The organism is Fictibacillus sp. KU28468, from assembly GCF_026153615.1.
Classification (GTDB): Bacteria; Bacillota; Bacilli; order Bacillales; family Fictibacillaceae; genus Fictibacillus_C; species Fictibacillus_C marinisediminis.
The window spans coordinates 2068772-2081338 of the sequence record NZ_CP110666.1; the positions used below are offsets into that span (position 1 = coordinate 2068772).

General features: G+C 42.4%; 11 protein-coding genes, 1 other RNA gene and 1 pseudogene. 12 read left to right on the forward strand and 1 reads right to left on the reverse strand.

Annotation, left to right across the window (positions count from 1 at the left end; translation table 11 throughout):
- Positions 1-149 precede the first annotated feature (149 nt).
- From OKX00_RS10790 to OKX00_RS10805, 4 genes are all read left to right on the forward strand, one after another.
- Positions 150-1514: an MFS transporter gene (locus OKX00_RS10790; protein ID WP_265410361.1), complete on the forward strand. Its 1365-nt coding sequence runs from the start codon at positions 150-152 to the stop codon at positions 1512-1514.
- Complete coding sequence (locus OKX00_RS10795; RefSeq protein WP_265410362.1) at positions 1498-2274, forward strand: sugar phosphate isomerase/epimerase family protein; 777 nt, start codon at positions 1498-1500, stop codon at positions 2272-2274. Before OKX00_RS10790 ends, OKX00_RS10795 begins: the two co-directional genes overlap by 17 nt.
- A gap of 139 nt (positions 2275-2413) precedes the next feature.
- Positions 2414-3226: an HAD-IIA family hydrolase gene (locus tag OKX00_RS10800; protein WP_265410363.1), complete on the forward strand. Its 813-nt coding sequence runs from the start codon at positions 2414-2416 to the stop codon at positions 3224-3226.
- Positions 3227-3278: 52 nt separating this feature from the next.
- Positions 3279-3950, forward strand: coding sequence for an MgtC/SapB family protein (locus OKX00_RS10805; RefSeq protein WP_091005282.1), 672 nt, complete (start codon positions 3279-3281; stop codon positions 3948-3950).
- A gap of 52 nt (positions 3951-4002) precedes the next feature.
- Here the strand turns inward: OKX00_RS10805 and OKX00_RS10810 are convergent, their stop codons facing one another.
- Positions 4003-4566: a glycerol-3-phosphate responsive antiterminator gene (locus OKX00_RS10810; protein WP_062235523.1), complete on the reverse strand. Its 564-nt coding sequence runs from the start codon at positions 4564-4566 to the stop codon at positions 4003-4005.
- 202 nt (positions 4567-4768) lie between these two features.
- Here OKX00_RS10810 and OKX00_RS23245 point away from each other — a divergent pair.
- From OKX00_RS23245 to OKX00_RS10850, 8 genes and pseudogenes are all read left to right on the forward strand, one after another.
- Positions 4769-5036 (forward strand): annotated as a pseudogene (locus tag OKX00_RS23245) (carbonate dehydratase); the annotation flags it as partial.
- A gap of 332 nt (positions 5037-5368) precedes the next feature.
- A complete protein-coding gene (locus OKX00_RS10820) occupies positions 5369-7675 on the forward strand; it encodes a DEAD/DEAH box helicase (RefSeq protein WP_265410364.1) in 2307 nt (768 codons plus the stop codon).
- A complete protein-coding gene (locus tag OKX00_RS10825; RefSeq protein WP_265410365.1) occupies positions 7644-8903 on the forward strand; it encodes a ribonuclease H-like domain-containing protein in 1260 nt (419 codons plus the stop codon). Before OKX00_RS10820 ends, OKX00_RS10825 begins: the two co-directional genes overlap by 32 nt.
- Positions 8904-9278: 375 nt before the next feature.
- Positions 9279-9851, forward strand: a complete 573-nt coding sequence (locus OKX00_RS10830; protein WP_322114362.1) for an SLOG family protein — start codon at positions 9279-9281, stop codon at positions 9849-9851.
- 151 nt (positions 9852-10002) lie between these two features.
- Positions 10003-10311, forward strand: coding sequence for a cell division regulator GpsB (gene gpsB, locus OKX00_RS10835; protein ID WP_053358547.1), 309 nt, complete (start codon positions 10003-10005; stop codon positions 10309-10311).
- Positions 10312-10389: 78 nt separating this feature from the next.
- Positions 10390-10779: RNase P RNA component class B (gene rnpB / locus OKX00_RS10840), an RNA gene on the forward strand.
- 111 nt (positions 10780-10890) lie between these two features.
- Positions 10891-12027 carry a THUMP domain-containing class I SAM-dependent RNA methyltransferase gene (locus tag OKX00_RS10845; protein ID WP_416054321.1) on the forward strand — a complete coding sequence of 379 codons (1137 nt, stop codon included), beginning with the start codon at positions 10891-10893 and terminating at the stop codon, positions 12025-12027.
- Between the two features lie 90 nt (positions 12028-12117).
- Positions 12118-12312: a hypothetical protein gene (locus tag OKX00_RS10850; protein WP_248252938.1), complete on the forward strand. Its 195-nt coding sequence runs from the start codon at positions 12118-12120 to the stop codon at positions 12310-12312.
- Positions 12313-12567: the final 255 nt, after the last annotated feature.

Sequence of the window (12567 nt, forward strand, 5' to 3'; positions counted from 1 at the left end):
AAATAAAAAAATAATGCATTGTGTAGATTTATGGCCGGAGATGAAGAGAAGCCATAGTCATTAAAAACATGTTACATGTTTTTTTGACTATGGCTTTTATTTTTCTTCTTCCATAATTTTACATAATGAAAAAGGGAAGGGGTCAGATTATGAGTTTTGAGCATTTGGATTCTCCAAAATTAAAGCGCTTTCAAAGAAAAGTCACCCTCTTGTCAGCTGCCGGTACTTTTCTTGATGGCTTTGATTTAACGGTTATTGCTGTTGCCATGCCGTTAATTTTAAGCCAGTGGGAAATTACTCCCGGGATTCAGGCTTTGATCACATCTTCGGCTGTTATTGGTTCATTGATCGGTGCGTTGTGGCTTGGTAACTTAACCGATAAATTCGGCCGAAAAGCGATGTATGTTGTTGATTTAATGGCTTTTGTTGTGTTTGCCGCCTTAACCGCATTCGCACAGGCTCCATGGGAGCTCATTTTATTCCGTTTCTTGTTAGGAATTGGAATCGGTGCAGACTATCCGATTTCTGCTACTCTTGTATCGGAATTCAGTTCAACCAAAAGCCGGGGAAAACATAGTACATCTCTGGGGGCCATGTGGTTTGTAGGCGCTGTTACGGCCTATCTCGTCGGAATCTTGTTAGTGCCGGTTGGGCCGAGTGCCTGGAGATACATGCTTCTGGTAGGAGCTGTTTTTGCATTAATTGTTTTCTTTTTTAGAGTCACCCTTCCGGAATCTCCTAGATGGCTGGCTTCAAGAGGACGTGAGAAAGAAGCAGAAGAGATCATGCTGAAAATTACCGGGCAAAAAGTCATCATTCCAGCAGATTCTGCTCCGAAAACAAAAGTCAGCCATTTATTTTCAAAAACTCTTTTTAAACGTACGTTCTTTGTTTGCGGCTTTTGGTTCTGCTATGCAGTCGCCTATTATGGAATCTCCATGTATACACCAACGATATTAAAACCGTTTACCAATGGTTCACAAATGATGGTTTATATGGGAGCTGGAACGGTCAGTTTATTAGGTTTATTGGGTGCCATCGTCGGAATGAACCTTGTTGAAAGGATTGGAAGAAGACCTCTAATTATCACGTCGTTTACTGGTTTATCGATTGCACTGATTATTCTCGCTCTTAATCCAAGTCCTACGTTTGCATTTCTGGTCATCCTGTTCAGTTTGGCTGTGCTGTTTGCCAATATGGGTGGAGGAATCCTTAACTTTGTCTATCCAACAGAATTATTCCCGACAAGCATACGCGCAAGTGCTTCCGGTTTGGCTACAGGATTCAGCCGAATTGGTTCCATTATGGGGATCTTGGTATTCCCGAATTTGATTGCCGCATGGGGAAGCAGCAAAGCCCTCTGGTTTTTTGCAGTCATCGGTTTATTGGGCTTAATTATATCGGCATTATTGGCCCCAGAAACGAAAGGGAAAAAATTAGAAGAACTGAATGAGAATCGAACTCCTGATTTTCATTCACCAATAGACGGAGAAAATCATGGAAAAATGGCTTAATAGCTGGTCATTTGGCCTAAATGCAAGTGTAGATGAGTTTACCGCGATAAAAAAAGCGGGGTTCGATGGCATTGAAATACTGGCTGAACAGAATAATGCTCATCACTATTTAAAGTTTGCCAGTGATTTAGATTTTAAAGTTGGATTGCATTTGCCTTTCCACGATCTCAATCTGGCTACTCCTGATTCGATAGTTTACGAAAGAACATTTAATGTTTTAACACAATGGCTGGCAAGGCTTGCTGAATGTGGGGGGAAGCATGCGACCTTTCATGGCGGCTATGCCTGGTTCTCTGAAGAACGAAATGAGTCCTTACTCCGGGTAAAAGAGCGAATTTTAAAGCTAAATGAAGTGGCAATAAAGCATGGGGTAGAATTGCTGTTGGAAAATCTCATTCCGGATCGATTGAACTATTGCCATCAGATTGCTTCTAATGTGGAAGAATGGATCGATTTAATCACTGCTTCAAATGTAAAGGCGTGCCTGGATATCGGCCATTTAGATTTGATGGGGGAGGCTTTGGAAACAACGATTGATCAGCTGGCTGGATCATTAGGCGGCATCCATTTATCAGAGAATGATGGGAAATCGGATCTTCATCTGCTTCCTGGGGAGGGAAATCATTTCACGGAGGGGCTGGAGGGCTTTTTAGAGAAGCAATTCTTTGATGGCCCGGTGATCTATGAAATTAATCCGTATCAATACTCGATCCAGGATATTATCAATCATGTATCGAACGTTAATTCTATCGTACGATAACAGGCATCTCTGAAACTTACAACTGAATAACAGCGGGAAGAGAATAAGAGAAACCCCTAGCTATTTTAGCCTTTGCTTATAAGGCTTCTATAGCTGGGGGTTTTATTCATTTTAGTGCAGTTTAAATGGAGGTATTCATATGGCAAAAGGTTTTATATTTGATTTGGATGGAACCGTATATATAGAAAACCAGATGATTGAGGGGGGGAAGGAAGCGATAGAATATTTGCGGAATGGCGGGCACAAGGTCGTCTTTTTCACGAATAAATCGATTTCAACTCGTCATGACTATGTAAAGAAGCTGAATGGACTGGGCATTGCGGCATCCATCGATGAAGTCATCAATTCCAATTACATTACAGCCAAGTTTTTAAAACAGCAAATGAATCTTAGCGATGCGGCATATGTGATCGGGGAGGACGCTTTATTCGAAGAGTTGATCCATGAAGGAATAAGACTTACCGAGAATCCTGCCCAAGCGACCTTTGTCGTTTTAGGCTGGGATCGCCAATTCAATTATCAAAAACTAAACGATGCCTACCAGGCATGGGTGAAAAACGGGGCGGTGATTCTGGCAACCAACCCGGATCGCACGTGTCCGGTTGTGGATGGTGAGATTCCTGATTGTGGGTCCATTATTGGGGCAATGGAAGGAACGATTGGCAAGCCCATTGATTATATTATGGGGAAACCTTCGAAATTCGCGGCGAATATTGTCATAAGGGATGTTTTACATTTAAAGCCTGAAGAATGCTATATCATCGGAGACCGTTTAGAGACGGATATCCGAATGGGAAATGATAATGGGATCCAAACCGTGCTTGTGCTGTCTGGAATTACAACAAAAGAAATGGTAAAGGATTCTGTACAAAAACCTTCCTATATCCTTCAAAGCATTAAAGATATCCACCAGTTGCCATTGCACCGCTCTTTGCCAATAACGAGTCATTAGGAGAAGGAGGTCGATAGGATTGAAGGAATTGGCAGCAAACTTTGATGCAGAGATGCTGGTGAAACTATTCATATCTGCCATATTGGGGCTGGCTATCGGTTTAGAAAGACAATTAAAGAGGAAACCATTGGGGTTAAAAACAAGCTTGGTTATTTCCATTATTAGCTGTCTGTTAACCATTGTTTCCATACAATCTTCCTATTCCTTTCCGTCATCTGCTCTCGTAAAAATACAAATGGATCCGCTTCGATTAGCTGCGCAGATTGTTTCGGGAATTGGGTTTTTAGGAGCGGGAGTGATTTTAAGAAAAGAGGATGATACCATCACGGGTTTAACGACGGCTGCCATGATATGGGGAGCGGCGGGGATTGGTATCGCAACCGGTGCGGGTTTTTTTATCGAAGCTGTTGCAGGTGTCATCCTGCTTATGATCAGTGTTGAGATTCTTCCTCTTTTTATTAATAAACTAGGTTTTTGGCGAAAGATTCAAGCAAAAGAAATCTCCCTAAAACTTAACTTGAAATACAGGGATGAAATGGGTGAGGTGATTGCTGAAGTACAGAAGCAAGGGCTTAGAATCGATCATGTTCATATCCAGGATCTGGAAGATCATTCACTTCTTCTGGAGTTAAAAGTAGCGGTATTAAACAAAAATACCATTTATGACATTTACAGAGGCATAACAGAGATTAACAAAGTTCATCGGACAGATATCAGCGGTTAATCAGGCACATAAAAAGGGAACAATTCTCTCTAGTTCCCCTTTTGTGTGCTTTTTAGATATCAAAATTCCATAGGGAGGAATCTCCGGTAGACATGGCCAGAGCACCCGCTTCCAGTCCTTTGATGATATCTTCTTTTGAACTGATTAAGCCTCCTGCAATGATGGGCAGGTTAACCTGTCTTGTCAGATGATCGATCACGTTTGGCATAAGTCCTGGCAGCACCTCAATGGCATCCGGATGATACGTCTCGCATATGCTGATTCCCTTTGAAATGGCACTATGGTCAATAAGAAACATTCGTTGAATGACCATTAACCCTTCTTCTTTGGCAAATTTAATCAGGGTGCTTTTTGTTGTAATGATGCCTAAGGGCTTCCATTTTTGAGCAATATATTTTATGGCGCTCTTCGTATTGGAAAGGCCTTCTATAAAATCGATATGAATAAAGATACTCTTTTGAGCTTCTTTTAATCGATCAAGATATTCTGTTATATTCAACAAATTTCCTGTTAAGAGGAATACAATATTTGCATTGCTTGTTATCGCTTTTTCGATTTCTTCTTCATTTTTAATAGCAGCAATGACTTGTGACTGAACGAGATCTACGATATTCATACGGTGCAACTCCTTAGCCAAGGTTTGAAATTTTGTTAAAATATAGGGTTTTATCAGGTATTCTATATCAGAAATCATTTCTCCTTCCGACAAAGGCAGCGTGAACTATTTTTTCACTCAGTTACGAAGATCGTATTCAATTTTAATATAACGATCCTGTTGCGTATGTTCACCAACCTGCATAACCTGATGAGATAAAGTGATCAAAGAGGTGATCAGTTTGAAACGCGACGATTGTTTTAGACCATTTATCAGTCCCAATCCAATTACTTCATTTAATCCCGTTTAATCCCGTTCAAATCTCCCCCAAAATTGACAAAAGATCATTCATTAGTCCTTTCTCCAGTGTAATTGGTGATGTAGTCATAAGAAAAAATGTTTATGTAGCACCTAATGTTAGTGTACGTGCGGATGAAGGGACTCCATTTTATATAGGGTCTAATACAAATCTTCAGGATGGAGTCATTTTATAAAATTAGAATTTCGATAATATATCTGGATTTTCGATAATAAAAAATTTTTTTCGATAATAAAGTCTGCGTACAGCTCCTAAAAGATAAAATCAGAGTCCATTCCCCCCTAAATATTAAACTTTCTTTCTTCTTAAGCCGTTTTAAGCAGGGAATTAGAGGTATTCATACAATTAAAGCTCCTTTCATCTGACTTTGAGAGGGGGATTTTAAGTTGATTTGTTTATTTTCCCGGTTCCGTCGCAACAATTTACATACACCAATCCCCTCTAAATGAGATATTAGTTTTCTTACGAACGTTTATTCGATAAAATAGAGGATGAGGTGACGATATGGAAACGAAAAAAACGATGCAGGAACTGCTTGCATTATTAAGAACGGAGCCGTCCATTAATGAACAGATTGTTCACTGGAAAATAATAGAAGAAAAAGAAGCGTTGACAGGGCAAATACCTGAAACACTTCATCCACATATAAAACAAGCATTACAAGACAGGGGAGTAACTTCACTATATTCCCACCAGCTGACTGCCTTCCAAACCGCACAGAACCAAAAGAGTTTTGTCGCGGTCACGCCGACAGCTTCAGGGAAAACCCTGTGCTATAACTTGCCGGTCCTGCAAGAAATCGCGATAAACCCGGACAGCAGAGCCTTATACTTATTTCCGACCAAAGCGCTCGCACAGGACCAAAAGGCTGAGATCAACGAGTTTATTGATGCGATCGGTCTTGATATCAAGAGCTATACGTATGATGGCGATACACCGGCCAACATCAGGCAGGTGGTAAGAAAAGCCGGAAATGTCGTTATGACAAATCCGGACATGCTGCATTCAGCGATTCTGCCTCATCATACGAAGTGGGTCTCACTGTTTGAGAACCTGAAGTATATCGTCATCGACGAGCTCCATACATACAGAGGGGTGTTTGGCAGCCATGTCGCAAATGTCATCCGCCGTTTGAAGAGAATTTGCTCATTCTATGGAAGCGATCCGATCTTCATCTGTACTTCAGCTACGATTGCCAATCCGAAAGAACTGGCGGAAAATCTCACAGGAACAGGAATGGAACTCATCAACAACAACGGCGCGCCGAGCGGTAAGAAACACTTCATCTTCTATAACCCGCCGATTGTGAACAAGCCGCTGAACGTTCGGAAATCAGCCACACTGGAGGCGAGAGATCTTGCAGGCCAGTTTCTTAAAAACAAGATCCAAACGATCGTTTTTGCCAGAAGCCGCGTGAGAGTGGAAATTCTGCTGACGTACCTTCAGGAACTAGCCAAAAAGGAATTCGGCATGAAGTCCATTCAAGGGTATCGAGGCGGCTATCTTCCGACCCAGCGGAGGGCCATCGAGAAGGGCTTGCGAAACGGGGAGATCATGGGTGTCGTCAGTACAAACGCCCTTGAGCTTGGTGTCGATATCGGACAGCTCCACGCTTGTATTTTAACAGGGTATCCCGGGTCGATCGCCAGTGCGTGGCAGCAGGCGGGAAGAGCGGGCCGCCGTCAGGATGAATCTGTCGTGATCATGGTCGCTAGCTCTAGTCCGATGGATCAGTATATCATTCAGCAGCCGGAATACTTTTTTGACCGGTCGCCTGAATCTGCCCGTATCAACCCGGAAAATCTGATCATCCTTGTGGATCATGTCAAATGTGCGGCATATGAGCTTCCCTTTAAAGAAGGGGATGTATTTGGAGGAGTAGAAATTGAAGAGATACTTGAGTTTTTAACCGAAGAACAAGTCCTTCATCATCAGGGGAAACGATACTTCTGGATGAACGATTCCTTTCCGGCCCACAACATTTCGTTACGCTCCGCCTCTCAGGAAAATGTGGTGATCGTGGATCAAAGTGATGTAGCAAACGTAAGAATCATCGGGGAGATGGACCGTTTCAGCTCAATGACTCTTTTGCATGAAGAAGCCATTTATCTTCATCAGGGTGTTCAATATCAGGTTGAAAAACTGGATTATGAAGAAAAGAAAGCATTCGTCCGGGAAGTAGATGTTGATTATTTTACAGATGCCAATCTTGCCGTTTCCTTAAAAGTGCTCGAAATCGACAAGAATACGAAGCTGAAAGATCAGGAGAGGGCATTTGGGGAAGTAACCGTGAATGCGATGGCTACCATTTTTAAGAAAATAAAATTTGAAACCCATGAGAATATCGGATCTGGCCCCATCCATCTTCCGGAAGAGGAGCTTCACACGTCAGCTACCTGGCTTGAATTTGACCGGGATCAGCTTCAAAATATACGTGAAAGCTCCATCGAACAGGGGCTGATCGGGATTGCAAATGTGTTCCGGCATGTAGCTCCGCTTTTTGTTATGTGCGATCCGAGCGATCTGCATGTTGTTCCGCAGATCAAAGCGGTTCATTCCGGAAAGCCGACTATTTTCCTTTATGACCGGTATCCGGGCGGAATCGGGTTGAGTGAGAATGTATATAAGATATGGGATACGGTGATACACGAAGCTCACCAGGTTATCCAAACATGCCCTTGTGAAGCAGGATGCCCTTCTTGTACGGGAACAATGCTTGAAGGGGAAAATGCGAAAGTTCTGGCACTGAAGCTGCTGGATGCAGTCAGGAGAGATGAAAATGTCGATGCAGTCGAAACTGAATCGTTTTAAGAAGCACCTCGTCTCTGAGAAGAAGGAAGCCCTGACGAGCATCCAGACGCCGCCTTCTCAGCCAGTCATTCAGCATCATAAAGCTTGGAACAGTTTTCAAACGACGCCTTATTTTTATGAAGAAGAGTATTGCCTCGTCAGGGAAGTCAGCTATCCATTGGATCAGCGCTGGGGAAATTATTCATTCGAAGAACTGGAAGAAGTGATGGAAAACTGGAGGAAGGCTGGTGCCGTTCATCCGCTATCTTCTCATGACCTATATCCATCCGATCTTGTTTTCTTTGATACGGAAACGACTGGACTAAGCGGTGGAGCAGGAAATACCATCTTTCTCCTCGGCTACAGCCAAGTGGAAGAAGATCAGGTAAAAGTGAAACAGTTTTTTCTTCCAGGCCCTGGATCGGAAATTGCGATGTACCATCTTTTTTTAATTCAAATCAAGGAACTGAAAAACTTGGTTACGTACAATGGGAAATCCTTTGACTGGCCTCAAGTTAAAACGAGACATACACTGATTCGGGATTTTGTACCTTCTCTGCCGGCGTTTGGACATTTTGATCTTCTCCATGGATCCAGAAGGCTTTGGAAACAGAGCCTTGAATCCGTAAGGCTCTCTGTCGTTGAAAAGGAGATCCTCGGTGTGAAGCGGGAGCATGACACTCCAGGTTATCTGGCGCCCATGCTCTATTTTCAATATTTAAAAGAAAACGATCCCGAACTTGTAAAAGGGATCATGACCCATAATGAATGGGATGTTTTATCGCTGATTTCCCTCTATATCCATATCTCCAAACTCCTGCAGGGCGGATCTGCAGTGACGAGCATTGAACAGTATGAATCGGCAAGGTGGTACGAATCTGCCGGCCAGTTTGGCATTGCTCTGCAAAAATATACGGAGATGATGAACGGGGAAGGAAGCCAAAGTAAAATGGCCAAAAAGGCAGCAGCGGCTCTTTATAAAAAAACAAAGCAAGATCATCTGGCAGTTCCGCTCTGGCAGGAACTTTGCACCAATGGTTCGCTGGGAAATGATGAAGAACCGTATGTCGAATTGGCGAAATGGCATGAACATCAGGGAAAAGACTATGAAAAAGCGCTCTATTATGCAGAAGCTGCGTACGGGATCTGGAAGAGCAAAAAGAGGTTGTTAAAACGGACGGAAGAGAAAGAAAAAGCAGCTTTGGACAACAGAATTCAGAGATTAAGAAAAAAATGTGAAAACTCCTAAAAAAATATAAATTTTGGCCGATAAATGTATTTAAATTTGGACACTTTTTGTGTAGAATAAAAAAAGAGATTTTTCATAGGAAAATAATAATTATTCCCCAGGCAAGCGCAAAATGTGCGCCGCTTTGACGATAATCGCTAAAACGTTACACGTGATGTAGAAATTTGGGGAATCGGCCATTTTCCTGTAAAAATATGCTAGTATATTAAGCGATGGAGAGATGGATCCGTGAGGCAATGGGTAGTATTTGCATTTTTTCTTGTTTTGGGACTGACGTTTTTTATTGCAAATGAATTAAGTCATGTTACGTGAGGGAACTGATCATTTTGATTGGTTCCTTTTTTCAAAGTAAATGAAGTGCTGGGAGAGAAGTTCATGGTGAAAAACTTGCTGATAACTGGATATAAATCCCATGAACTCGGGATTTTTAAAGAGAAAGATCCGGGGGTACACTATATAAAAAAAGCCATTGAGAAACAACTGACAGTGCTCTTGGAAGAAGGACTGGAATGGGTGATCATCAGCGGCCAGCCGGGTGTTGAAATATGGGCGGGGGAAGTCGCTGTTGAGCTTCGGGATCAAAGATTTCCGGATCTCAAACTTGCAGTGCTTACCCCATTCCTGGATCAGGAAGCGAATTGGAACGAAGCCCGGCAGGAGCAGTATCATGAACTGCTGGCGCAGGCGGATTTTGTAGAATCGATCTCCAATAAACCGTACTTCAGTCCGAAGCAGCTGGCCGCAAAAAATGGGTTTCTTGTGCAGAAAACCGATGGGATGCTCATTTTATATGATGAAGATACTCCGGGAACACCGCGTTTTTATCTTAAACCTGCCAGACGGAGGCAAGAAAAAGATCCGGCATACGAAGTACTATATATCACACCGTCTGACCTTGAACTGATCTATCAGGATGAACAGGACGCCAAAGGGGAATTTTGGGAATGATTTTGGATAGAAATTGACTTTTTCTATTGAATTTGAAAAAATATAGGCTAGATTTAATAAAAAGTCATCATGTATAAATAAAGAACGGTGTATTTGTTTGAATTATGCTGCGAACGCAGGAAAAATGAAGTTAAACATTGAGGTGAGCCCGATGAATGGAGAAAAACGATTGAATCTGACTGCAAAAGAAATTCTCGAAAAAGATTTTAAACAGGGTTTTCGAGGTTATGATCAAGATGAAGTAGATAAATTTCTTGATTTGATCATAAAAGACTATGAGAACTTCCAAAAGGAATTTGACAAAGTCATTCAGGAAAACAACAGGCTTCGCAAAGAAGTGCAAAATACATCTGAACAGACAAGAAGAGTTCCAACATCATCCATGAACATTAATTCCGACATTCTTCAGCGTCTGTCAAATCTGGAAAAGCACGTATTCGGAAGCAAACTTTACGATTGATTCAGTAATTATTATCCATTTGATTTTTAAACAGCTTCCTGCTATACTAAATTTTGCTTTGACAATTTAAAACTAATAACGTTCGGGTAATCGCGGCATCTTTTTAAAGATGTTGAGGAAAGTCCATGCTCGCACGGTCTGCGATGGCCGTAGTGTTCGTGCCTGGCGAAAAGATAAGCCAGGGTATTCTGGTTTCGACTGGATTAACGGCAGGGAACTCACCTAAGTCTTCGGATATGGTGACACTACCTTTAAAGTGCCACAGTGACGTAGTCTTTCCGGAAACGGCAAGAGTGGAACGCGGTAAACCCCACGAGCGAGAAACCCAAATTATGGTAGGGGAGTTTTCTGAGCGGAATTGAACGCGAAGAAGAACAGATGACTATTCATCTGGAGATAGATGATTACCACCGGAGTACGAGGCGGAAGCCGAATGCAGTACGATGGAACAGAACATGGCTTACAGAACGTTATTGGTGACACTTGAGAATGTAAGAGGGCCCTAGTGGCCTTTTTTCTTTTTACATAAACAATTTTGGGTATATTAAGACTGGAAAAACAACCATGAGGAGATCTCTTATGAATCTGACGTATATTGCTACCGCAGCCATGGGCCTGGAATCCATTGTTGCACAGGAAGTCCGTGACCTTGGGTTTGAGGACGTAAAAGTTGAAAACGGCAAGATTATTTTTAAAGGAGACGAGTCTGCCCTATGCCGCTCCAATCTATGGCTGAGGACCGCAGACCGTGTTAAACTTCTTGTCGGAGAATTTAAAGCGGAAACATTCGATGAACTGTTTGAACAGACGAAAGCGTTGCCTTGGTCTGATTTTATCCCTGAGGATGGAGAATTTCCTGTTATCGGAAAGTCCGTTAAGTCAAAATTATTCAGTGTTTCTGACTGTCAGGCCATCGTTAAAAAAGCTGTAGTCGATCAAATGAAGTATGCTTATCAAAGAGAAACATGGTTTCCGGAAGATGGTGCTCTTTATCGAATTGAAGTCGCACTATTAAAAGACTTGGCTACTCTTACGATTGATACGAGCGGGACGGGCCTCCATAAACGGGGTTACCGTGCCCTGCACAGTGAAGCGCCGCTAAAAGAGACAATGGCTTCAGCTCTCATCAAATTAACGAACTGGACACCGGACAAGCCGTTTGTAGACCCATTCTGCGGATCAGGAACCATTCCGATCGAGGCAGCCATGATCGGGCAGAATGTGGCGCCAGGGCTTAATCGAGAATTCGCTTCTGAAAATTGGAATTGGATTGATAAAAAAGTATGGTATCGTGCGGTTGAAGAAGCGCATGATCTCGCCAAGTATGATACACCGCTTGATATTCAAGGATCGGATATCGACCATAAAATGATCGACCTCTCGATCAATAACGCTGAAGAAGCTGGGTTTGGCGATTTCATTTCGTTTAAACAGATGCAGGTCAGAGATTTTACGACAAGAAAAGAGTACGGATATGTGATCAGCAACCCGCCTTATGGGGAACGTCTGGGTGAGAAGGAAGAAGTGAAACAGCTTTATAGAGACATGGGTGAGGTCTTCCGTCCACTTGAAACTTGGTCGGTATATGTCATTACCTCCAATGAGCAGTTTGAGCAGCACTATGGCAAAGCAGCTACGAAAAAGAGAAAATTATATAATGGGCATATTAAGACCGATTATTACCAGTACTTCGGAAAAAGACAGCCCCGCAGCTAACATAAAGGATCTCCTTCGGGAGATCTTTTTTGTTGGATGAGTAATGAGGAACACAGGAACCGGCCATACTGTGATCAGGGGTGATGGACATTGGAACAGAATGCGGAATATATCCTGCAGCTGAAGCACGCGTATGAAACGATAAAAGCATTAAAGGAACAATACGGTGATCAATATCATCAGGCTTTTATAGAAGCTGATCATGCATTAAAACAGGCGTTATCTTACGAATTTGGCATCAGAGGAGAACATGGAACCTCCTCATTTCTAGAACGTTTACATTAATTATGTTTCCAAGACAGCCTTGAAAAGGCATAGGTGTGATGTCTGGCTCCTGCACCCAGGGCTGAAAACGAATTTCAGTTTTCAGCTTAAGTCCTCGGTGGGCGAATTGATAAATCACAATTCGTCTTAGGTCGCTTCACTCTTACCCCACAACACAAAAAAACGTGTTGCAGTGTAAGATCTCCAGCGCTTGTCGGACTTATAAGGGTGCTTTTGCTTTTCTTTCTTGCAGGAGTTTTATGTTTTCTGCCGAAT